At 43.1% G+C, this 22,835-nt stretch carries 19 protein-coding genes and 1 other RNA gene; 14 read left to right on the top strand and 6 right to left on the bottom strand.

The window, feature by feature from the left end:
- Nucleotides 1-63: 63 nt before the first annotated feature.
- Together AAAH86_RS02020 and AAAH86_RS02015 are read right to left on the bottom strand one after the other, a co-directional pair.
- Complete coding sequence (locus tag AAAH86_RS02020) at nt 64-504, bottom strand: hypothetical protein (protein WP_343485826.1); 441 nt, start codon at nt 502-504, stop codon at nt 64-66.
- Nucleotides 501-1,313, bottom strand: coding sequence for an RNA polymerase sigma factor (locus AAAH86_RS02015; protein ID WP_343485825.1), 813 nt, complete (start codon nt 1,311-1,313; stop codon nt 501-503). The genes AAAH86_RS02020 and AAAH86_RS02015 overlap by 4 nt, the downstream gene beginning before the upstream one ends.
- Nucleotides 1,314-1,413: 100 nt before the next feature.
- Between AAAH86_RS02015 and AAAH86_RS02010 the strand changes: the two genes are divergently transcribed.
- The 13 genes from AAAH86_RS02010 (at nt 1,414) to AAAH86_RS01950 (ending at nt 18,521) form a co-directional block, all read left to right on the top strand.
- Nucleotides 1,414-2,229: an RNA methyltransferase gene (locus AAAH86_RS02010; protein WP_343485824.1), complete on the top strand. Its 816-nt coding sequence runs from the start codon at nt 1,414-1,416 to the stop codon at nt 2,227-2,229.
- 3 nt (nt 2,230-2,232) lie between these two features.
- Nucleotides 2,233-3,465: a M48 family metallopeptidase gene (locus AAAH86_RS02005; RefSeq protein ID WP_343485823.1), complete on the top strand. Its 1,233-nt coding sequence runs from the start codon at nt 2,233-2,235 to the stop codon at nt 3,463-3,465.
- A 40-nt stretch (nt 3,466-3,505) separates the two neighbouring features.
- Nucleotides 3,506-5,710, top strand: coding sequence for a RelA/SpoT family protein (locus AAAH86_RS02000; protein ID WP_343485822.1), 2,205 nt, complete (start codon nt 3,506-3,508; stop codon nt 5,708-5,710).
- Nucleotides 5,711-5,747: 37 nt separating this feature from the next.
- Entirely contained in the window at nt 5,748-6,203 is a 456-nt protein-coding gene (locus tag AAAH86_RS01995; RefSeq protein WP_343485821.1) for a transcriptional repressor, read from the top strand.
- A gap of 13 nt (nt 6,204-6,216) precedes the next feature.
- Complete coding sequence (locus AAAH86_RS01990; protein ID WP_343485820.1) at nt 6,217-7,485, top strand: adenylosuccinate synthase; 1,269 nt, start codon at nt 6,217-6,219, stop codon at nt 7,483-7,485.
- 59 nt (nt 7,486-7,544) lie between these two features.
- Nucleotides 7,545-8,984, top strand: a complete 1,440-nt coding sequence (locus tag AAAH86_RS01985; RefSeq protein ID WP_343485819.1) for a Gfo/Idh/MocA family oxidoreductase — start codon at nt 7,545-7,547, stop codon at nt 8,982-8,984.
- Nucleotides 8,985-9,120: 136 nt separating this feature from the next.
- Nucleotides 9,121-10,791: an OstA-like protein gene (locus tag AAAH86_RS01980; protein ID WP_343486815.1), complete on the top strand. Its 1,671-nt coding sequence runs from the start codon at nt 9,121-9,123 to the stop codon at nt 10,789-10,791.
- Between the two features lie 87 nt (nt 10,792-10,878).
- Nucleotides 10,879-12,072, top strand: a complete 1,194-nt coding sequence (locus AAAH86_RS01975; RefSeq protein WP_343486814.1) for an aspartate aminotransferase family protein — start codon at nt 10,879-10,881, stop codon at nt 12,070-12,072.
- 85 nt (nt 12,073-12,157) lie between these two features.
- Complete coding sequence (locus AAAH86_RS01970; protein ID WP_343485818.1) at nt 12,158-13,561, top strand: tetratricopeptide repeat protein; 1,404 nt, start codon at nt 12,158-12,160, stop codon at nt 13,559-13,561.
- Nucleotides 13,562-13,730: 169 nt separating this feature from the next.
- Nucleotides 13,731-14,594 (top strand): DUF368 domain-containing protein, encoded by an 864-nt coding sequence (locus tag AAAH86_RS01965; RefSeq protein WP_343486813.1) that lies wholly within the window; start codon nt 13,731-13,733, stop codon nt 14,592-14,594.
- Nucleotides 14,595-14,613: 19 nt separating this feature from the next.
- Complete coding sequence (locus tag AAAH86_RS01960; protein WP_343485817.1) at nt 14,614-15,633, top strand: DUF368 domain-containing protein; 1,020 nt, start codon at nt 14,614-14,616, stop codon at nt 15,631-15,633.
- Entirely contained in the window at nt 15,605-16,354 is a 750-nt protein-coding gene (locus tag AAAH86_RS01955; RefSeq protein ID WP_343485816.1) for a shikimate dehydrogenase, read from the top strand. The genes AAAH86_RS01960 and AAAH86_RS01955 overlap by 29 nt, the downstream gene beginning before the upstream one ends.
- Before the next feature lie 145 nt (nt 16,355-16,499).
- Nucleotides 16,500-18,521, top strand: a complete 2,022-nt coding sequence (locus AAAH86_RS01950; RefSeq protein ID WP_343485815.1) for a DUF349 domain-containing protein — start codon at nt 16,500-16,502, stop codon at nt 18,519-18,521.
- Nucleotides 18,522-18,614: 93 nt separating this feature from the next.
- Here the strand turns inward: AAAH86_RS01950 and rny are convergent, their stop codons facing one another.
- From rny to AAAH86_RS01930, 4 genes are all read right to left on the bottom strand, one after another.
- Nucleotides 18,615-20,186 (bottom strand): ribonuclease Y, encoded by a 1,572-nt coding sequence (gene rny / locus AAAH86_RS01945; protein ID WP_343485814.1) that lies wholly within the window; start codon nt 20,184-20,186, stop codon nt 18,615-18,617.
- 51 nt (nt 20,187-20,237) lie between these two features.
- Nucleotides 20,238-20,347, bottom strand: a non-coding RNA gene (ssrS, locus tag AAAH86_RS01940) — 6S RNA.
- A gap of 55 nt (nt 20,348-20,402) precedes the next feature.
- Nucleotides 20,403-20,699 carry a cell division protein ZapA gene (locus AAAH86_RS01935; protein ID WP_343485813.1) on the bottom strand — a complete coding sequence of 99 codons (297 nt, stop codon included), beginning with the start codon at nt 20,697-20,699 and terminating at the stop codon, nt 20,403-20,405.
- An 11-nt stretch (nt 20,700-20,710) separates the two neighbouring features.
- Nucleotides 20,711-21,001, bottom strand: a complete 291-nt coding sequence (locus tag AAAH86_RS01930) for a hypothetical protein (RefSeq protein WP_343486812.1) — start codon at nt 20,999-21,001, stop codon at nt 20,711-20,713.
- 232 nt (nt 21,002-21,233) lie between these two features.
- On the opposite strand from AAAH86_RS01930, the gene AAAH86_RS01925 reads away from it, so the two are divergent.
- Complete coding sequence (locus tag AAAH86_RS01925; protein ID WP_343485812.1) at nt 21,234-22,835, top strand: M23 family metallopeptidase; 1,602 nt, start codon at nt 21,234-21,236, stop codon at nt 22,833-22,835.

Here is a 22,835-nt window from a genome sequence, read left to right as displayed (position 1 = left end):
TGTTTCAATTATTTTGGGATGAGTCGTATCCAAAGATACTACCTGACACTTTGGTAGGTAATATCAAGCAAACCGTGGCTGGTCATATAATTTTGAGGCAATAAAAGCCCCAACCACCATTTCTAACCAACTCAACGGGAGGGTAATCCACAATATCTTCCAGTCGGCCAATCCCATATTGGCGGTGGCGACCCAAAAAATGACAAAGACCGATGCCCAGATAAAAGTGCCTGAAACAGTGGCGGTTTTTAAGGTATTGCCAAAAACTTGGGCGAAAAGCCAAAATCCTAAGACGAGCACAGCGGTGAGCAGTGTATCCCAAAAGGCCCAAATGGCGAAAATACCCCAATCCATTTCGGCGACCCCTGCCCTGCCCTGAAAAAAAGCCTTGGTCCTTGGCATAACAAGCAAAAAATAGCGAAAGACTTCAGAAATGTTAATCCAGATACTTGTAAACAAGGTGATAATGATAAAAGGCTTCCAGTGAAAAGAGGTATTCTTCATACGCTGTCTATTGATAGCGTTTTCTTTATTTTCTGCATAATCTCGTTTGGTGCTTGCATTTTTGGAACATGACGATAAATCGCTATGGATTTTTCAAGCTCGCCCAGTTTGCCAACCAGGTCAATACTACGTTTTGTGAATTGCGCAAATCGCAGATTTTTTGGGTCAATGATTTTCTGATTGGCCAAAAAGTCAATTTTCTTTGTGCACCGGCATGGATTTTCAGGATTTGCCAATCCGCATTTTTTATCCAAAAAGTTTCTGATTTTTGCTCGTGAGCGTGACAGTTTCTTCCGGAAGCTTTCAGGGGAAATCTGTAGGATCCCCGCTCCCTCGTTTCCATTGAATTCCAATAGCTCTGAGAGAATGTACACCATACGGTCTGTTTCGTTAAGGCACAGTAACAATCCCTGTGTACAGCTCACCTTGACTTCTTCTTCAAGCAACTGTAATTCGCCATCATTTTTTGCGTGCTTTACAGAATTGGAATGTCCTGAATCAATCAAATTCGCATAATCTTTAAAAGGCATGGCAAACTCTCGCGATTTTTTGCCTTTATGTGTCAGCAGATAGTTGGTCGCAACACGATATACCCACGTTTTGAACTGACTTTTATGGTCAAATGTGGAAAGATGGGTAATAATTCTGATCAATATTTCTTGGGTCGCATCTTTCGCATCCGCAGGAAAGAGCAGCATTTTCAATGACAGGTTGTACACCATATCTTGAACTTCAAGAATGACCAGCTCCAACGCCTTCCTGTCACCAGCTTTTGCCTTTTCAATCTTTGTTTTGCCGTTATTTTTCATAATCCTTCCATTAATTGGACAAATTAAAGGTACCGACTGTGACAAAAACCCCTAAAAATTTCACAGGCCAACATCTGAGAAGTCTATTTATCTTTAGCCCATGATGGAAACAAAGACCATTACAAGTCTTCAAAATCCTTTGGTCAAAAAAGTCTTGGCGCTCAAAGAAAAATCTCGTGAGCGCAAAAAATCCGGATTTTTTGTCATCGAGGGCCAGCGTGAACTGCAACTGGCGCTAAAAGGGGATTATGAAATCGAAACCATTTTGGTTTGCCCTGAAATCACTGGAAATTCCAATAGCCAAATTCCAAACGTGTCTGCCGACATTAAAGATTCCAACATTGAGAAGATTCACCTATCCAAATCCGTCTACGACAAGCTCGCCCACCGTGGCAGTACCGAGGGAATTTTGGCCATCGTCAGAGTCAAAAACCATACCTTAAAAAACATCCGTCTTTCAGAAAATCCATTGATATTGGTGGCCGAAAGTCCTGAAAAACCGGGCAATCTTGGCGCGCTGCTGCGCACGGCTGATGCTGCCCACTTAGATGCGGTGCTGGTGGCCAATCCGAAATCAGATATGTACAATCCCAATGTCATCCGATCTAGTGTGGGCTGTTTGTTCACAAACCAAGTTGGGGTTGGCACTTCTGATGAAATCATCAGGTTTTTAAAAGAGAAGAACATCAAAATTTATACTGCTGCACTCAGTGCTTCAAAAAATTATGTGGAAGCCGATTTCAGACAACCAAGTGCCATTGCAGTGGGTACTGAATCGACCGGCCTTACCAAGAATTGGCTCGAAAACTCAGACCAAAACCTGATTATTCCGATGCAGGGCGAGATTGACAGTATGAACGTTTCGGTCTCTGCCGCAATACTTATCTTTGAAGCCAAGCGGCAACGCGGATTTTAGTCTATGGAAAAAAATTACATGCTCTACGTAGTGGCTGTTATTCTGGTGGTTCAATTTCTTTTCGATACCCTATTGAACTATTTGAACACCAAGAATTTTGGAAAAAAACTCCCCCCAGAATTACAGGATGTCTTTGAGGATGATGAGCAACAAAAATCACTGGCCTATAAAAAGTCAAATTACCGATTCGGACTGGCCAGCGATACCTTTTCGCTGTTTTTGACCCTTGGTTTTTTATTCTTTGGAGGATTTGAATGGGTCGACCAAATTGTGAGGGGCATCACCAATCATCCCATAGTAATGGCATTGTTGTTTTTTGGCATCATTGTCTTGGGAAGCAGTTTGATTTCCATCCCTTTTTCGTACTACCAAACCTTTGTCATCGAGGAAAGGTTCGGCTTCAACAAAGCCACAAAAAAGACTTTCTTTCTTGATATTGTCAAAGGTTGGCTGTTGTCAATTTTTATTGGCGGGGGAATTTTGGCACTGGTCATTTTGTTCATTCAGAAAGCAGGTGAAAATTTCTGGCTCTATGCGTGGGCTTTGGTCGCCATTTTCATGGTATTTGTCAACCTGTTCTACAGCAAGTTGATCGTGCCGTTGTTCAACAAACAAACACCCTTGGCTTCCGGTAAGCTCAAAAATGCCATTGAAGCCTACGCCCAAAAAGTGGGCTTCGAACTCAAAAATATTTTTGTCATCGATGGGTCAAAACGTTCAACCAAGGCCAATGCCTATTTTTCAGGTTTTGGCAAACAAAAACGGGTGACCCTGTTTGACACGCTGATCAATGACCTTGACGAGGAGGAAATTGTAGCGGTACTGGCCCATGAGGTAGGGCATTACAAAAAACGGCACATTGTTTTCAATTTAATTGCCTCCGTTTTGGTAACGGGCGTCACTTTGTATATTCTTTCCCTTTTTATCAATAATCCGTTGATGTCACTGGCCATCGGGGTTTCAACCCCCAGTTTTCACGCTGCCTTGGTCGGCTTTGCGCTACTGTACAGCCCCATTTCTGAGATAACAGGGCTTTTGATGAATCTACTGTCCCGTAAATTCGAATATGAGGCCGATGATTTTGCGAAAACCACGTATGGTGCCGAACCTTTGATCACATCCCTAAAAAAATTGTCAAAGAACAGTTTGAGCAATCTGACACCGCATCCTGCCTATGTGTTCATGAATTACTCCCATCCGCCACTGATCGAGCGAATTCGCAATCTAAAGGCATAATTTTTGCAAGTAGGTTATAAAGTGGTAAATTTAATATAGGATGACAGCCACGGCAATAGCAAAAGAAAACAAAGAGATCGCGAAGCAGTACAAAGAACTGCTTCGTATCAGCTATCAGACACTTTCCGCTGGTGATAAGAAACTGATACGCTCAGCCTTTGACGTGGCCGTTGACGCCCATAAAGACCAACGCAGAAAATCGGGAGAAGCCTATGTGTTCCACCCCATTGCCGTGGCCAAAATAGTGGCTTCTGAAATCGGCCTTGACGCAGTTTCCATAGCCTCTGCCCTATTGCATGACGTGGTAGAGGATACGCCCTATACGCTCACGGATATTGAACGTATGTTCGGGGAAACCGTGGCCCGCATAGTGGACGGACTCACCAAAATAGCACATCTAAAGAAGGATAAGGATATTAGCCAGCAGGCAGAGAACTTCCGCAAGATGCTCTTGACCCTGCACGATGATGTTCGTGTCATCATCATCAAGATTGCCGATCGGTACCACAACATGCTGACCATGGATGCCATGCCTGAGCACAAACAGGTCAAGATTGCCTCAGAAACACTGTATATCTATGCTCCGCTGGCACACCGAATCGGACTTTATAACATCAAGACCCAATTAGAAGATTTAAGTCTTAAGTACACCGAACCCGATGTCTACAATGACATTTTGAGCAAAATCGAGGATACTGAGGAAGAACAACAAGCCTACATCGAGAACTTTTCAAAGGTCATCCGTGATTCTCTTGACAAAGAGGGCCTAAACTATGAAATCAAAGGTCGGATGAAATCCATCTTTTCAATACGCCGAAAGATGAAGGCCCAGAATATTTCCTTCGATGAAGTGTACGACAAATTTGCCCTGCGTATTATCTATAAATCCGACAGGCAAAATGAAAAATTTGTGGCCTGGAAAATCTATTCTATCGTCACCGACCACTTCACGCCCAACCCAATTCGTTTGCGTGATTGGATCACCTCACCAAAATCAACGGGATATGAAGCACTGCATATCACGGTCATGGGCCCCGGCGGAAAATGGGTCGAGGTACAGATACGCAGTGAGCGAATGCATGAGATTGCAGAAAAAGGCTACGCCGCACACTTCAAGTACAAGCACGGCGACCAAAAAGAACAGGGTATCGAGGTTTGGCTCAACCGTCTTCAAGAAGCATTGGAAACCGCCAATGGCAATGCGGTCGATTTTGTAGAGGAATTCAAGCTCAACCTCTACTCGAAAGAGATTTTTGTTTTTACCCCTAAGGGGGAATTAAAATCGTTGCCCAAAGGCGCTACTCCTTTAGATTTTGCCTTTAACATACATACCGAGGTCGGAATGAAGACGCGGGGAGCCCGTGTCAACGGTAAGCTGGTGCCCTTGAACACCATTCTGAACAGTGGCGATCAAGTGGAAATCATTACCTCTGAAAGTGCCAAACCCAACCAAAACTGGTTAGAGTATGCCAATACCGCACGGGCACGTTCGAAAATAAAATCTTCGTTGCGGGAAGAGAAAAAGGAAGTTGCCGAAGAGGGCAAGGAAATCCTCCGAAGAAAGTTGAAATCGCAAAAAGTCACGTTGAATGAAGATGTGGTCAATAAAATGGTCACCTATTTTAAATTGAAGACCAGTCTTGACCTTTTCTTCAGAGTCGGCAATGGAGTCATTGACAACCAAAAAATAAAGGATTTTGCATCTTCCTACAACAATTCGTTCTTCAATTTCTTCAAGAACAAAATACGCAAACCCGCAGTACCTGAAGACATTGATAAAGATGAAATCACTTCAAACTATGACCTTTTGGTCTTTGGCAGTGAAGAGGAGAAATTGGATTATAAACTCTCAAAATGCTGCAAGCCCATTCCCGGTGACGAAGTGTTCGGCTTTATCAGTGTGAATGATGGTATCAAGGTGCACACCAAGACCTGCCCCAATGCCATTTCATTGCAATCGCATTATGCATATCGCATCATCAGCGCCCGTTGGATAGACTCTACCCAAGAAGAGTTCAGTGCAGAAATCAAACTCACGGGTATCGACCATCTGGGGTTGGTCAATGACATCACCAACCTCATTTCTGACAACATGCACGTGAATATGCGCAATCTCAACTTCAGTACCGAAGGGGGTACTTTTACCGGAAAAATAACCTTGGTGGTTAAGAACAAGAATATCCTCAAAAAATTGGTCGACAACCTCAAACAGATTGAGGGCATCGATAAGGTCACCAGAATTTAAGAATAAAGCGTAAATTTGTTCCGTACTCGAGAATACTATGGGAAACAGTAAAAATCAAGAGATTGTAAAGAACGTTTTTACGGCCTTCTTAGAAGAAAAGGGGCACCGAAAGACCCCTGAGCGTTATGCCATTCTTCAAGAAATCTATGAAAGCGATGACCATTTTGATGTAGAATCGCTTTATATCAAGATGAAGACCAAAAATTACCGTGTCAGCCGTGCCACCCTTTACAATACCATTGAATTGCTGTTGGAGTGCAAACTGGTTCGAAAGCATCAATTCGGCAAGAACCAGGCGCAATATGAAAAATCATATTTTGATCGTCAGCATGACCACGTGATTCTTACCGATACGGGTGAAGTGGTCGAATTTTGCGACCCTCGTATACAATCCATCAAAAAAACGATTGAAGAGGTATTTGACATCAAAATCAATAACCACTCCCTCTATTTCTACGGAACCAGAAACAAGGAAGAAAAAGTAACCGACTAACCAATAACATTTCATGGTAGATTTATTGCTCGGGCTCCAATGGGGCGACGAAGGAAAAGGAAAGATTGTTGATGTTCTGACCAAAAACTATGATATCATCGCCCGCTTTCAGGGTGGTCCCAATGCAGGGCACACGCTTGAGTTCGATGGCATCAAACATGTACTGCATACCATCCCTTCAGGGATCTTTCACGAAAATGCCATCAATGTAGTTGGTAACGGTGTGGTCATCGACCCCGTGGTTTTTAAGCGTGAATTGGATAATCTTGAACAATTTGACATTGATATCAAATTACGTCTGTTGATTTCAAGAAAGGCTCATTTGATACTACCGACCCATCGTTTGCTCGACGCTGCCTCAGAAGCTTCAAAAGGAAAAGCCAAAATAGGATCCACGTTGAAAGGAATCGGCCCCACCTATATGGATAAAACTGGGCGCAACGGCCTTCGCGTGGGCGACCTTGAATTCAAAGATTGGAAAAAGAAATACCGTGCTTTGGCCGACAAGCACGAGAAAATGATAGGCCATTATGCAGCTGACATCATATATGACCTCGAGGAGTTGGAAGATGATTTTCATGAAGGGGTGAAAGCATTGAAACAATTGAACTTTATTGACAGTGAGCAATATATTTTTGATGCCATGGCCAGTGGCAAGAAAATACTGGCCGAAGGGGCGCAAGGCTCATTGTTGGATATTGATTTTGGTAGCTACCCCTACGTAACCTCATCAAACACCACGGCAGCAGGTGCATGTACAGGGCTGGGTGTCGCGCCTGGCAAAATAGGTAGTGTCTTGGGTATTTTCAAAGCTTATACTACCCGTGTGGGCAGCGGCCCTTTTCCGACCGAGCTCTTTGATGAAGATGGCAAGACCATGGGTAAAATAGGCAATGAATTTGGTGCAACCACTGGAAGACCCCGTCGTTGTGGCTGGCTTGATTTGGTAGCCTTAAAATATGCCGTACAAATCAACGGAGTTACCGAGTTGATGATGATGAAGGCCGATGTACTGAGTGGTTTTGACACCATCAAGGTTTGTACTGCCTATAAATACCAAGGAAAAGAAATTCAACATTTGCCCTACAACATCGAAAACGAGAATATAACCCCGATTTATACTGAAATGAAGGGCTGGGCCAAAAATCTGACAAAACTGACACAAGCCAAAGAATTGCCACCTGCGCTCAATGACTACATTGGTTTTTTAGAAAAAGAACTTGACGTACCCATCAAAATAGTCTCCGTAGGGCCAGATAGAACGCAGACCATCCATAGATAGCATATTCACATCACATATTTGATTTATTGTTAGATTTGGTAGCATACAAATCTAGCAACATGACCATCAAAACATCTCGCAGGGACTTCGTTAAAAAGAGCAGCCTTGGCATTCTTGCAGCTTCCATCGCTCCATCCGTATTAAATCAACTAGGCACTGATAAACGTTTGAGAACCGCCCATATTGGTGTGGGCAATATGGGCAGTGAAGATTTAAGGGATATTTCATCGCATCCGCTGGTAGATGTAGTGGCACTCTGCGATGTGGATTCCAACTACCTAATAGCTGCCAAAGTCTTGCATCCCCAAGCAAAAACATATTCCGATTATCGGATTATGCTCAATGAAATGGCAGATGGGATTGATGCGGTCATCGTTTCCACACCCGACCATACACATGCCCCAGCATCACTGATGGCCATGAACATGAACAAACCGGTCTACTGCCAAAAACCACTGACCCACTACGTTTCAGAAGCAAGGGCCATGAACAAATTGGCCCAAGAAAAGGGGCTGGTGACCCAAATGGGCATTCAGGTACATTCATTCTACGATTACAAACTGGCCACCTTGCTGATACAGTCGGGCATTATCGGAAAAGTGCACACGGTACGGGCGTGGTCACCCAAAAATTGGGGCTATGATGGTGCAATCCCTGAAGGGGAAGATACAGTGCCCGAGACATTGGATTGGAATCTTTGGTTGGGCACTTCACCAAAAAGGCCCTATAAAAAAGGCTATTATCATCCGGGAAACTGGAGAAAACTGGTCGATTATGGTTGTGGCACCTTGGGTGATATGGGAGTCCACATTTTTGACACCCCTTACAATGCATTGGCGTTAGACGTGCCCATGACCATTCGCAATGAGTGCAGGCCACCCAACGGGTACGGCTATCCTGAAAAGAATACGGTCACCTACGAATTTCCAGGCACAAAATATACCGCTGAAACCTTAAAATGGATATGGTACGATGGCCCAGGCACACCTGAAATGCATGAAGACCTCATGCTGCCTGGTTCCAACAAGATGGCAAAAAATGACGGTGGTTCAGAGCAATCCATGGAAGACAAAATGTCGTTGGATGCCAAAACCGCAGGCGAAGGTGAACTACCCGAACAGGGAGCTATGTTCATTGGTGAAAAGGGGCGCTTGCTCCTCCCCCATTTTATGCAACTGCCCAAGAAAATCGTAAACGGGGAATATGTGGATATTTCTGAGGAAATAGCCATGATAGAAAAAGTCCACAATATGGGCAAGCCCATACGCGACTACGCCTCCGAAGGCCCAAAACATTATCACCAATTTGTGGATGCCTGTTTAGGAAAGGCTGAATGCTCTGCACCATTTTCCTATGCGGCAAGATTGACCGAAACCATTTTATTGGGAGTTATCGCTGGGCGTTTTCCGAATAAAACTTTGCACTGGAGCAGTGCTACAGCCAAATTCAAGGAAGAGGAAGCCAATGCATTTTTAGATACCCAGTATCGGGAATTTTAATACGGGGCATTTTCACAGCTATTAAATCTATCCCAATCTTAGGAAGGGCGCATACAAAAAATGCTACTTTTGCGGCAAATTGCATGATTTGAAGCACCTTGCTTTTCTTTTAATACTACTCGTTTCTTTTAGTGGCATTGCGCAAAACACCAGTGCAGCAAAAGACACAGTCAATAGCCGTCAAATCAACATTGTTTACGGGGCAAATTTTACCAAAGATGAGGCGCAGTTTCCCGGAGCCTCCATTTTTAGTAAAGATGATGAACGGCAGGTACAGTTTGAGCACCAAGGAGCCGATCTATGGTGCGACATCGCTATTTTTTATTCCGGTGAAAATCGTTTGAAGGCCATCGGCAATGTACGGTTGCAGCAAGGTGACAGTATTGAAATGAACAGCGGAAAACTCGATTACGATGGAAATACAAAGCTGGCAAGGGCCTGGGAAAAGGTTGACCTTTCTGACGGACAAATGACCCTTACAACAGATACGCTCTATTTTGACCGTGAGGCCCAGCTATCGTATTATCGTTCGGGGGGTAGGGTCGTCGATTCCGTCAATGTGCTCACCAGCAGATTGGGCAATTATTTCATTGAACTGAAAAAAGTGCAGTTTCGTGACAGTGTTCACATTGACAATCCTGAATACATTATTGATTCTGAACAACTGGATTATTACCGCATCTCTAAAAATGCCTACATGTACGGTCCATCGACCATTACGGGCGAAGACTATAAAATCTACTGTGAACGTGGATTTTACGACACCAAAATTGAGCAAGGCTACGGAGTCAAAAACACCAAAATCAATTATAACAACAGAATTATAGAAGGCGATAGTGTCTACTTTGACAAAACCACTTCGTTTGCCTCGGCGACCAATAACATCAAAGTTACAGACACCATCAATCAAGGGGTGGTTCGCGCACACTATGCCGAAGTTTTCAAAGAAAAAGATTCTGTTTTTGCCACAAAACGTGCAGTCGCCATCAGTGTTAACGAGCAGGACAGAGACTCTTTGTACATTCACGGGGATACTTTGATGGTCACGGGTAAACCTGAATCAAGAATCATTCGGGCCTTTAGCAATGCCAAATTTTATAAGACCGATTTAAGTGGAAAGTGCGACAGCATCCATTCCGAAGAAAAAACAGGGCTGACCCAATTGATCACCGACCCCATTATGTGGAATGTCGACAACCAAATGACCGGCGACAGCATTCACCTGATTTCAGATAAGGAAACAGAACAATTGGATTCGCTCAAGGTCATCAACAACTCTTTTGTCATCGCCTTTGACACAATTGGCAAAACGGGTTACAACCAAGCGAAAGGAAAAGATCTCTTTGGAAAATTCATCGATAATGAACTGAAAATCATTGATCTGGTCAAGAATACCGAGGTCATCTATTATGTGTACAATGATGATGACGAACTCATCGGAATCAACAAAACGATTTGCAGTAAAATTCGGTTGCTGATGGAAAACAGCGATATTGAGGACATCACTTTTTTTGTGAATCCTGATGGAAATATTTTTCCTGAAAAAGACCTGCCCGTAGAAAGTCGAAAACTCAAGGGTTTTGTCTGGCGGGGCGATGAGCGCATCATGACCAAGGATGACATTTTTGATGAGGATGACAACAACATCGAATTGGTAAAAATTCGTGGTATTGATGACCCCATTGGTATTGATGCCGAAGAACAAGAGCGAAGTGGTCAGATTCCAAATTCCAATATTATAAATCCAAATTCCAAAGCAATAAAACCTAAACGGCCTGTTCAAAAAAAGGTGACGAGTGAACAATAATCAAACGTTTTTGAATGATCTCATACGTGCCAATTTGTGAAATTAGTGTCCATTGTGATTAAACCAAAAATCAATCAGCAATCATATTTGAAAGAAGATTTTCTAAAATACCAGGCACAGACCACGTCACACCCTTTGGGATTGGCCATTGAACGAGCCGAGGGCAGTTACATCTACGATACCAAGGGCAATGCCCATCTTGACTTCGTAGCAGGGGTCTCAGCCTGTAGTCTGGGGCATTGTCACCCTAAAGTGGTCAAGGCCATACAAGAACAGACCGTAAAGTACATGCACGTGATGGTCTATGGCGAGTATGTGCAAGAACCCGCTGTTGCCTACACGAAGTTGTTGGCTTCATTGCTTCCAGAAAATTTGAAGACCACCTATTTGGTCAATTCGGGCACCGAAGCCATCGAAGGGGCATTGAAGCTGGCCAGACGGTACACCGGTCGTTCACAAATCATTGCGGCCAACCATGCCTATCACGGCAATACCATGGGCAGTTTGAGCGTGATGGGCTTTGAAGAACGAAAAAGTGCGTTTCGTCCCCTGATTCCAGATGTATCCTTTATAGAATTCAATAAAAAGTCAGATTTGGAATGTATCACCGAAAAAACAGCCGCTATCATCTTAGAGACCATTCAGGGCGGGGCGGGTTTTATCCTTCCAGAAAATGGATATCTGAAAAAAGTGCGGGAGCGATGCAATGAAGTGGGCGCTTTGTTGATTTTAGATGAGATACAACCTGGTTTTGGCCGTACAGGAAAGCTTTTCGCCTTTGAACATTATGATTGTGTACCCGATATACTGGTCATGGGCAAGGGCATGGCTTCTGGGCTTCCTGTGGGTGCATTTACGGCATCACACAAAATGATGGCTGTGCTGCAGCAGCAACCTAAATTGGGCCATATCACCACTTTTGGCGGAAATCCTGTCATTGCGGCAGCCGGTCTGGCCACCTTAAAAGAAATCACCGAAAGCCAATTGATGGCACAGGCTTTGGAAAAAGAAAAACTGTTCCGATCACTTTTGGTACATCCTTTGATTGAAGAAATTAGGGGCAAGGGATTAATGTTGGCCCTAATGGTAAAAAATGCTGAAATCGCCAATGAATTGGTGCTCACGGCTGCCAAAAACGGTCTCATTCTTTTTTGGTTGCTTTTTGAGCCAAAGGCGGTAAGAATATCTCCGCCATTGACCATCAGTGAAGTTGAAATTCAACAAGGATGCCAGCAAATCTTGAGTATTTTAAACAGTTACGACAAACCGATTGTTGAATAAATTGTTGATAAGACCCAAATCACGGACGAAAAAGAGGCGTTGAAAAAGCTAATTTTAAGTCCATAGTTTAACCAAACCCACAACTATGGCGTTAGACGCTAACGATAACCACGATAAATCCATCCTTAAATTCGAATCGATGTTGAAGACAGATGATGTCTACTTCTTTGATGCGGAAGACTTTGAGGAAATCATTCACCACTACCTCAACAGCGGAAAAATAACGCTTGGAAAAAAGGCAATCCAACTCGGGCTGCAACAGCATCCGCAGTCAACAGAACTGAAATTGTTGCATGTGGAGACGTTGGTCTTTGAAGACAAATTTAAAGAGGCCGAGAAGCTATTGGATGAACTGCAGGATATTGATTACCTCAACGAAGAAATCTATATACAACGCGCGAACATTCAATCAAAAAAGGATAACCACCAAGAAGCGGTCGCTTTACTTTTAAAGGCATTGGAGGTTTCTGATAGCAGTTTTGACATCTATTCGTTGTTGGGCATGGAATATTTGTTCATGGATGATTACGAACAGGCAAAGCAAAGCTTTATGAAATGTGTCGATATCGATGATGGTGATTATTCATCTTTGTACAATGTAGTGTACTGCTTTGAGTTTTTAGAAGATTTTGAAGGCGCCATCCATTATTTGAACGACTATTTGGACAGAAACCCCTATTGTCAAGTGGCATGGCATCAATTGGGAAAAATGTACTTGGCAAAAGAAATGCTCAGAGAGTCATTGACCGCCTTCGATTTTGCCATTATTTCTGACGATGGTTTTATCGGTGCCTATTTTGAGAAAGGTAAAGTGCTTGAGAAAATGGGTCGCTACAATGAGGCCATCGAGAATTATGAAACGACCGTAAAGATGGATGACCCCACCTCTCATGCCTACTTACGAATTGGAAAGTGCCATGAAAAGTTGGGTAATTTTGAATTGGCCAAAGGGTACTTTTACAACACGGTTCATGAGGATCCATTGCTGGACAAGGGTTGGTTGGCCATTACCGATTTTTATTACCGCCAAGAAGATTACAAAAAAGCGTTGCACTATGTGAACAAGGCCATCAATATTGATGGTGAAAATCCACTGTACTGGAAACGCTGTGCAAAAATTTACACGGGCCTCAACAATTGGGATGAAGCCGATTTCGCCTACAAACAGACCATTGAGCTCGGCAATTATGAGTTGGATACTTGGTTGGAATGGGGCAATGTGCTGAACAGTCTTGGTGATTTTGAATCCGTAGTGCAAGTGTTGCTGCAGGGGCTGGAATTCTATCCTGAAAATGCTGAGATACGTTACAAATTGGCCGGGGTGTACCTCAAAACAAAAAACATCCCAAAAGCCCGTAAAGAATTGAAAGAGGCTGTGCGATTGGATGCCAAGAAGAAAAAAATCTTTCAACGCGAATTTCCTGAGTTCAGCAAGGTAAAATGGGTCATTGAGACATTTTCTGAATCGCAAAAGGCAAAAACCAAATAAACTGCCCAAGGGCAAACCCAAGCATTATAAAAAATCTAAAAAACCAAATTTCGGCACAAACGTCGGAGCTTATAAATCTCAATCATTGAGTAATTTCGACACTGACCCAGCTGTTTTGAAAATCAGACAACTTAAAGATTACTTTGTCATCACCCTGAAGGGCATTGCCATGGGAGCGGCAGATGTGGTGCCCGGAGTGTCAGGTGGCACAATCGCCTTTATTTCAGGTATTTATGAAGAATTGATTCTTTCAATCAACAACATCAACCTCAACCTGTTCAAAACGTGGAAAAAAGAGGGTTTTAAGGTATTTTGGAAGCAACTCAACGGCAACTTTTTATTGGCACTTTTTCTGGGCATTTTCATCAGCCTGTTCTCATTGGCCACACTGGTCAGTTGGCTGCTGGAAAACCACCCCATACTCGTCTGGTCATTTTTTTTCGGTTTGGTCGCGGCCAGTATCTTTTTTGTAGGCAAGGAAATCAAGAAATGGAACGTCGCCACGATGACATTTTTTCTTGCCGGTGCCATCATTGCATATTTCATCACGACGTTGCCCCCCAACGAAAACATCGAAAGCCTACCGTATCTGTTTTTGTCGGGTGCCTTGGCCGTCTGCGCCATGATCCTGCCCGGTATTTCTGGGGCCTTTATCTTGGTGCTCTTGGGTTCATACAAAACCATATTGGATGCCGTTCATGAACGCAACATTGTGACCATCGCCATTGTGGCACTTGGAGCAATTTTTGGTCTCTTGAGCTTCGCTCGTTTGCTGAAATGGATGTTCAAAAAATATCACGACATTACTTTGGCCTTGTTGACTGGATTCATACTGGGCTCACTGAATAAAATTTGGCCCTGGAAAAAAGTGCTCGAAGCCAAAACCTTTGGTGAGAAAGTGATAACCATCAAAGAAAAGAACATTTCCCCATTTGCCTTTGAGGGTGACAATCAACTATTATGGGCCGTTGTTTTAGCCATCATCGGTTTTTCCCTTATTTTTATCCTCGAAAGGGCGGCCGCAAAAAAATAGGTTGTGCCTTTTTTCATTTATGCACAGACCAAGAACCTTACTAGATCGATTTTTTTTGTTCATCAAAGGATTGATCATGGGTGCCGCAAACAAGGTGCCCGGTGTATCTGGCGGTATCGTGGCCTTTGTTGGCGGTTTTTACGAAGAATTTATCTATTCGTTGCAAAAAGTCAATCTCAAGGCATTCAAATTGCTTTTCAATGGTCGCTTCAAGAGCTTTTACCGTTATACAAATGGTCAATTTTTGACACTCTTGATTGCGGGTATGCTGTTCAGCTATTTCAGTGTTTCAAAGTTGTTGGATTATTTTTTGGAGCGCAAAGAACTTTTCGTTTGGGCTACTTTTTTTGGAATGATCCTGGGGTCGATTTATTACATTTCAAAAGATTTCAACCAATGGAATAAAAAAACAATACCTGCGGGAATCATTGGCCTTTTGATTGGTATCGCCATCAGTTTTTTGAATCCTGCGAAAGAAAATGACAACCTCTTTTTTATCTTCTTTTGTGGTATCATCAGTGTCTCTGGTATGACATTGCCTGGATTATCAGGTTCATTCATCCTAATTCTTTTGGGCAATTATGTATTGTTGCTGGTCGATTCGGTCAATGCACTCTATGACACGCTATCTGAGGTTTTTCAAGGTGATTTCAGCTTTGTTGACAATCCAAAACGTATGGAAACCCTGAAAATATTGACTGTGTTCACATTGGGTTCAGCGACAGGCCTTGTGACCCTTTCCCATCTTTTGGGCTATGTTTTGAAGCACTTTAAAACCATTGCCACAGCGGTCATCATCGGTTTCATCACAGGCTCTTTGGGTGTCTTATGGCCTTGGAAACGCACCATTTTTAAAACAGATGTAGATGGTACATTCCTATTGGACTCCAACGGTGATAAAGTCATTCAAAATTATGAGCGGTATTGGCCCGATATCACATTGATGGAAACTTGGGCCGCCATCTTTTTCATCGTATTGGGCATTTTTGTACTATTGGCCCTCGACTGGTATGGAAAGAACAGAAAAGAAAGAAAATAGGTACGGGTTGGTCGGTAGGCATATTTCCTATTCATTTTCGAAAGGATATTTTACCGAAAAGTTCAAAGAACTGGGGTTGTCTGGCCATAGTTATGAAAATTTTGACCTTGACGACATATCAGAATTTGAAAGCTTGATCGCCGAGAACACCTTGAGGGGCCTCAATGTTACCATACCCTATAAAGAAGCGGTGATTCCTTTTTTGGATGCCGTAGCGGAAACGGCCCAAGAAATAGGTGCGGTGAACACCATCGAATTTTCAGAAAACAGGTGCATCGGCCACAACACAGATGCTTTCGGCTTTCAGAAATCACTGGAGCCCCTTTTGCAATCCCATCATAACAAAGCCTTGATTTTGGGCACTGGTGGCGCATCAAAAGCAGTGGCACATGTGTTAGAATCCTTGGGTATCGTTTATACTTTTGTTTCGCGCTCCGTAAAAAAGGATTCCTACGATTATGGGCAGCTCGACAAAAATATCATGTCTGAACATCATATCATCGTGAACTGTACGCCTTTGGGCACGCATCCGAACATTGATGAAAAACCTGAAATCCCCTATCAATATTTAGATTCAAGACATTTGCTGTACGACCTCATCTACAATCCTGAAAAGACTGCATTTTTATCCGAAGGAGAAAAAAGAGGCTGTATGATTAAAAACGGACTCGAAATGCTGCAGCTACAGGCAGAAAAGTCTTGGCAAATCTGGAATTCTTAGCGCATCCTTTTTTTGTTTATCCCGTTATCGAAAAGCCATCATTCACCCCCAAATGCCAAAAGTAGAATGCGTATTTTTGCTTTGAGTGACTATTGTTAGTAACTTACCATTACAACCATCGACCTAAACCGATAAATACATTTTGATGGATGACAACGAGCACAAACTACAGGAAGAAACTGTAGGGGAACAAGAACATACTGAAACTGGCGAAAAGGCAACACCGCAAGAGGAAAAAAACACTGAAGAACCCGTTACGACCGACACTTCTGAACATGAGAAAAAAAAGGAAGCCGTCAAAAAGAAAGAAGCCACCGAAGATGTTCAAGAAGAAATAGATGAGTCAAATGCCGAAGACGCTGAAGATGAAGAAAATCAGAAACGGCATCACATCCCTATGCTCGATTACCATGCCATGTCGCTCGAAAATTTGGTCGGCGAACTGCAGCGGTTGGTAAAGAATGAAAAGGTACAGGCCATTCACAGGCATGTCAACAATATCAAACACGAGTTTGATAGCAAGTTCAAAGACTTCATTGAAGAGAAAAAAGAAGAGTTTGTTTCCAATGGTGGCAATGAAGTTGACTTTCGTTACAATTCGGTGACCAAAAGACAATTCAACGAGGTCTATTCTGAATACCGTGAAAAAAGAGATGCCTACTACAAGAATTTAGAAAAAACCCTGAAAGCCAACCTTGAGAACCGACTGAACATCATTGAAGAACTAAAAGGGCTGGTCAATGTCGAAGAAGACATGAATACCACCTACAAAAGTTTTAAGGAGCTTCAAGAGCGGTGGCGTAATGCCGGGCCAGTACCAAGAAACCAATACAATGACGTCTGGCGCACCTATCATCACCATGTCGAGATTTTTTACGACTTTCTGCATTTAAACCGTGAGCTACGCGATCTAGATTTCAAACACAATCTTGAAGAGAAACTAAAATTGGTCGAAAGAGCAGAAGCTTTGGCCAGTGAGCCTGATTTGGGCAAAGCGTTCAGAGAATTGCAGACCCTGCACAAAATCTGGAAAGAAGACATCGGCCCTGTCGCCAAAGAGCAACGAGAAGAAATCTGGGAGCGTTTCAGCAATGCGACCAAGGCCATGCACCAACGTCGCCAAGAGCACCACAAGGAACTTGAAGACCGTTATGCCGAAAATCTTGTCAAAAAGCAAGAATTGATACAAGCCATCAAGCAGATTGCCGAAAATACGGCCAGGGTGCATAGCGGTATTCAAAAGCAGATCAAAGAGGTAGAAGCCTTGCGCGAGCAATTTTTCAAAGCTGGCAGGGTACCCCAAAAAGACAATGATGCCACTTGGACGGAGTTCAAAAATGCAGTGCGCTCTTTCAATAGGAACAAGAACAATTTTTACAAAGGACTCAAAAAAGAGCAACTTGAAAATTTAGAGAAGAAGAAAGCACTTTTGCAGATTGCCCAGTCGCTCAAAGACAGTGAAGATTTTGATGCCACCACTCCTGAGATGAAGCGCATACAGAGCGAGTGGAAAAAAATCGGCCATGTACCCCGAAAATATTCGGATAAAATCTGGAAAGAATTCAAAGCGGCCTGCAACCATTACTTTGACCGCTTGCATTCACAACGCAACCATGCCCAAAAGGAAGAATACGCCAATTACGAAAAAAAGAATGCCTGTTTAGATCGTCTCAAAAATTTCAAATTGACAGGCACTAAAGATAAAGACCTCGAGACCATCAAAGGTTTCATTAATGAATGGAAAACGTATGGGCGCCTACCCTACAACAAGAGACACCTCAATGGCAAGTTCAACAAAATCATCGATGCTTTGTTGAAAAAAGTGGGTGTGGGCAGACATGAGGCCGAACTCTTGAAATATGGCAACAAAATTCAGCAGCTAACCAAAGCAGAAGACGAACGTGCCATCAACAACGAACGTACGTTTATTAAAAGAAAGATTTCTGAAAGTAAAAACGAACTACGACAGCTCGAAAATAACCTCCAGTTCTTTTCAAATGCATCAGAAGATAGTCCGTTGGTACAAGAGGTCATCAAAAATATTGATCGCCACAAAGAAGCTCTCGCCACTTGGAAAGGCAAATTGAAAAAGCTGAACATCATGCAGAACCAGCTAGAACGAGAGGCTGATCAAGAGGAAAGTACCACTTCTTCTGAGGAAGAATGATACAGATTGGAAATGGACATGCCCCCCATTTATGATCCCATAACGCAATTAGAATGAATAACCTTCTTTTGAGCTTAGTACTCGGGCAATAACCTATTTCGCCACGTTCACCGAACGGGTCTCGCGAATCACAGTAATCTTTACTTGACCGGGATAGGTCATTTCGGTCTGTATCTTTTGTGAGATGTTGAATGAAAGCTCGGCGGCCATATCATCACTTACTTTTTCGCTTTCTACGATTACCCGCAGCTCGCGACCCGCCTGTATGGCATAGGCCTTTTGTACCCCATTAAACCCAAAGGCAATATCCTCAAGGTCTTTTAAACGTTGAATATAAGAGTCAAGCACTTGACGTCGCGCCCCAGGTCGAGCACCGCTAATGGCATCACAAACCTGTACAATGGGAGAAATCAAGGTGGTCATTTCAATTTCGTCATGGTGCGCCCCGATAGCATTGCAGACCTCTTTCTTTTCCCCGTATTTTTGTGCCCATTGCATGCCCAAAATAGCATGGGGAGTTTCAACCTCTGATTCGGCCAAAGGTACTTTTCCGATATCGTGCAACAATCCAGCCCTTTTGGCCAGTTTCGGGTTGAGTCCCAATTCAGCGGCCATGACCCCACAGAGTTTGGCCACTTCTCGAGAGTGCTGCAACAAGTTTTGACCATAGGAAGAACGGTACTTCATGCGCCCCACGGCTTTGATCAATTCTGGATGCAGTCCGTGTATGCCCAAATCAATGACCGTGCGCTTACCGATTTCGGCAATTTCTTCATTGATCTGTTTTTCGGTCTTTTTGACCACTTCTTCGATACGTGCGGGGTGTATACGCCCATCGGTCACCAATCGGTGCAGTGATAAACGTGCTATTTCTCGCCGCACCGAATCAAAGCAAGAAAGAATGATTGCTTCCGGGGTATCATCAACGATGATTTCTACCCCGGTGGCAGCTTCAATGGCCCGAATGTTTCGACCTTCACGGCCGATGATTCGGCCTTTCACATCATCAGATTCAAGATTGAACACCGAAACGCAATTCTCAATGGCCTCTTCGGTACCAATGCGCTGAATGGTGCTAATAATAATCTTACGGGCTTCTTGCTGTGCGGTAAGTTTTGCTTCCTCAAGCGTACCCTGAAGGTAGGCCATGGCATCGGTCTTGGCGGTTTCTTTTAAAGACTCTAAAAGCTGGCTTTTGGCATCTTCGGCCGATAGCCCAGAAATCACTTCAAGCTGCTGCACTTGATTTTTGTGCAGTTTCTCGACCTCTGACTTCTTTTTATCAAGTATTTCACTTTTATGGGTTACTTCTTTGATTTGCTCCTCAAGCTTATCATTGAGCTTTTTGTTCTTTGCCAGCTCATTGCTGACCTGTGATTCTTTATCCCGTGTTCGTTTTTCGGCTTCGGCTATTTTTTTGTCTTTACCGATAATGACTTTTTCATGCTCGGCCTTTAGTTCTAGAAATTTCTCTTTGGCCTGAAAAATTTTATTCTTTTTAATGTTCTCCCCTTCAGTTTTTGCGTCTTTTATGATGGATGCTGCTTCTTTTTTGGCACCTGCCAAAATTTTGCCCGCTTTGCCCTTTTCGAGCATTTTTGCGATGGCAAAACCAATGGCCAGACCAATAAGGGCAACAATCACGATGATGATATTACTATCCATATAGAAACTATTTGGTTATAAAAAAAGCCCACATTGACTGAAGTTCTGTACAAACTCCTATAGACAGGTTTAGGGCTACCAAGCTGCTCAAGGATCCCTATACAGGTAGGGCCTGCTTTTACAACCTAAACTCACCCTTTTTAATTGTAATAATGTTGAGTTTGTCAAAAAATAGATGCCAATGTGGGCAGTAACAATATGTTATGTCAAAAGAACTTATTCAAATTCGAGCTTTGATTGCACCAAAGCCTCCAGGGCCTGTAAGCGCTCTGTGGCCGCTTTGGTGTTCTCAGAGCGGTCAATGCCACTCTGCTCTATTTTAGAGGCAAATTGCAAGGCACACATCGCCAGCACATCTTGCTTATCTCGTACCGCATAGTTTTGCTCAAACTTTTTTACCAAATGCTCGATGTTCTTCGCAGCCTTTCGTAATCCTTCTTCTTGCTTCGGATCAATCGTCAATGGATACACCCTGTCAGCAATAGAAAGCTTGATTTTGAGCTTTTCCTCCATATTTTTCTACACTATTCTGCCAATTGCGCTATACAATGGTCTATATCTCGAATCAGTGCGTTTATCTTGAGTTTGGCCTCTGTTTTATTCGTGTTACCACCCAGCATTGTGTTTGCCATTTTGAGAGAATTGTATTTCTCTTCCCATTTTGTAACGGCGGTCTTGAAATCATCGTTCTCTTGTTGCATTGTCGCTAAGTCAGACTGCAATTTAGAATTCGCCCGATGCAGCAGCTCCATTTTATGCAGCAGCTTGCTGATTTTATTTTCAAGTGAATCTACGACTTCAATGAGTTCACCCATTGCAAACATCAATACTTATCTTTCAAATTTAACCATCCTACGGCAACCTACCAATATTTTTGTGATTAATCTGCTGATTGTGCCCCCTTTCGATAATACCCGATGATTGGTTACTTTCGTATAAAATTATTGCTTGGTTATGTCAAGACGCTTTTGCGGTATCCTCATTTTCTTTATTACCTTTTCTCTTTTGGGTCAGGAAAAGTATCCGAAAGATCAATTTCAATCCCCCATGGGTATCCCATTAATATTGGCGGGTACCTTTGGTGAGCTACGCTCGAATCACTTTCACGCTGGAATCGATATCAAAACCCAGCAAAGAGAGGGGCTGCCCGTTTATGCCATTGCCGATGGCACCGTGACCCGTATCAAGGTTTCTCATTGGGGCTATGGCAAGGCATTGTACATCGCACACCCCAACGGATTCACCTCGGTCTATGCACACCTGCAAAAATTTGGCCCTGAAATTGACGCCTATATCAGAAAACTGCAATACAAAAAGCAATCGTATGAAGTAGAGACTTTTCCCGATTATGGGGAACTAAAGGTCATAAAGGGTGATGTCATCGCTTATTCTGGCAATACGGGTGGATCTAGCGGCCCCCACCTACATTTTGAAATCAGGAACAGCGTCAATGAAAAACCAGTAAATCCGTTGCTTTTTGATTATGAGGTCAGGGATGCGACCGACCCCACTTTAGTGGGGTTGTATGCGTATCCCCTCTCAGATGATGCGCAAGTGAACCAGAGCGCTGAAAAGGTACAGGTCAATTTCAAAAAGCAACCCGATGGCTCTTTTTTAGCCGATGCAATCACTGCAAGCGGTACTATCGGTTTTGGTTTTAACGGTTTTGACCGTTTGGATATGGCCGCGAACAAGAACGGGGTCTATACGGTTCAGCAATCGGTCAACGGAAAGGTGTATTCTGAATATGATTTTGAGACTTTTTCCTTTGGGGAAAGACGCTATATCAACACCTTGATCGATTATGAACATTTTAGCAAGTACCGTCAACGCATACAGAAGTTGTTCAAAGAGCCCAGTAACCGATTGAGCATTTACAAAACCCTTTATAATGATGGAAAGATTAAGGTTGAGGATGGATTGTCGTACAATGTTGAAATCTTAATCGCTGATATTGAGGGCAATGATATCAAAGTTGTGATTCCGGTCGAAGGCAAAAAGCTTCCCATCTTGGTTGTAGACGATGAAGAAAAAACCGAACACTATATTCTCGCCAACCGCCCCAATAATTTTGATCTGGGTGTGGCGAAAGTGTATTTTCCAACAAACACCTTCTATGAAAATTTCTACATGCATCTAGAAAAGGGGAGCGATACGGTCACCATTCACAACAATACCGTTGCCGCCCACCGCAACTTTACCATTTCTTTTGATGTGTCAAAATATCCAAAATCAGAAAGAAAACAGCTTTTCATCGCACGATTGGATGAAAAACTGAGACCCAACCATGCGAGAACCTACAAACGTGACGGTACTTTTTCGACACGAACAAGAAACCTGGGTACATATACGTTGGTAAAAGATTCCGTAGCACCCAAAATCAGGCCCAAAAACTTTAAAGACAAGCAATGGCTCAACAATTACAGATATCTGAGCCTTGAGATAGCAGACGACCTCAGCGGCATCAAAGAATACAATGCCACGTTGAACGGGGAATGGATTTTGATGGAGTATGAACCAAAGACTAGAACCATCACCTACAATTTTGACGACAAGATTGCCGACAAGACACAATGTGACCTAAAAGTCACCGTTACCGATAATGTTGGTAATTCAAGTACTTTTGAAAGTACTTTTTTCAGAAAATAA

The sequence above is a fragment of the Allomuricauda sp. d1 genome, assembly GCF_039592695.1.
Lineage (GTDB): Bacteria > Bacteroidota > Bacteroidia > Flavobacteriales > Flavobacteriaceae > Flagellimonas_A.
The sequence above is the reverse complement of the archived record's forward strand: the minus strand, read 5'-3'. Positions and strand labels throughout refer to the sequence as shown.

Bases quoted from the DNA above. Each gene is read 5' to 3' on its own strand.
- AAAH86_RS01995 (WP_343485821.1), top strand. From the start codon at position 5,748: ATGGGAAACAGTAAAAATCAAGAGATTGTAAAGAACGTTTTTACGGCC.
- AAAH86_RS01935 (WP_343485813.1), bottom strand. From the start codon at position 20,699: ATGGAGGAAAAGCTCAAAATCAAGCTTTCTATTGCTGACAGGGTGTAT.
- AAAH86_RS01950 (WP_343485815.1), top strand. From the start codon at position 16,500: ATGGATGACAACGAGCACAAACTACAGGAAGAAACTGTAGGGGAACAA.
- AAAH86_RS01955 (WP_343485816.1), top strand. From the start codon at position 15,605: ATGGAAAGAACAGAAAAGAAAGAAAATAGGTACGGGTTGGTCGGTAGG.
- AAAH86_RS02005 (WP_343485823.1), top strand. From the start codon at position 2,233: ATGGAAAAAAATTACATGCTCTACGTAGTGGCTGTTATTCTGGTGGTT.
- AAAH86_RS01965 (WP_343486813.1), top strand. From the start codon at position 13,731: ATGGGAGCGGCAGATGTGGTGCCCGGAGTGTCAGGTGGCACAATCGCC.
- AAAH86_RS01970 (WP_343485818.1), top strand. From the start codon at position 12,158: ATGGCGTTAGACGCTAACGATAACCACGATAAATCCATCCTTAAATTC.
- AAAH86_RS02000 (WP_343485822.1), top strand. From the start codon at position 3,506: ATGACAGCCACGGCAATAGCAAAAGAAAACAAAGAGATCGCGAAGCAG.
- rny (WP_343485814.1), bottom strand. From the start codon at position 20,186: ATGGATAGTAATATCATCATCGTGATTGTTGCCCTTATTGGTCTGGCC.
- AAAH86_RS01985 (WP_343485819.1), top strand. From the start codon at position 7,545: ATGACCATCAAAACATCTCGCAGGGACTTCGTTAAAAAGAGCAGCCTT.
- AAAH86_RS01960 (WP_343485817.1), top strand. From the start codon at position 14,614: ATGCACAGACCAAGAACCTTACTAGATCGATTTTTTTTGTTCATCAAA.
- AAAH86_RS01930 (WP_343486812.1), bottom strand. From the start codon at position 21,001: ATGGGTGAACTCATTGAAGTCGTAGATTCACTTGAAAATAAAATCAGC.
- AAAH86_RS01925 (WP_343485812.1), top strand. From the start codon at position 21,234: ATGGGTATCCCATTAATATTGGCGGGTACCTTTGGTGAGCTACGCTCG.
- AAAH86_RS01990 (WP_343485820.1), top strand. From the start codon at position 6,217: ATGGTAGATTTATTGCTCGGGCTCCAATGGGGCGACGAAGGAAAAGGA.
- AAAH86_RS02020 (WP_343485826.1), bottom strand. From the start codon at position 504: ATGAAGAATACCTCTTTTCACTGGAAGCCTTTTATCATTATCACCTTG.
- AAAH86_RS02010 (WP_343485824.1), top strand. From the start codon at position 1,414: ATGATGGAAACAAAGACCATTACAAGTCTTCAAAATCCTTTGGTCAAA.
- AAAH86_RS02015 (WP_343485825.1), bottom strand. From the start codon at position 1,313: ATGAAAAATAACGGCAAAACAAAGATTGAAAAGGCAAAAGCTGGTGAC.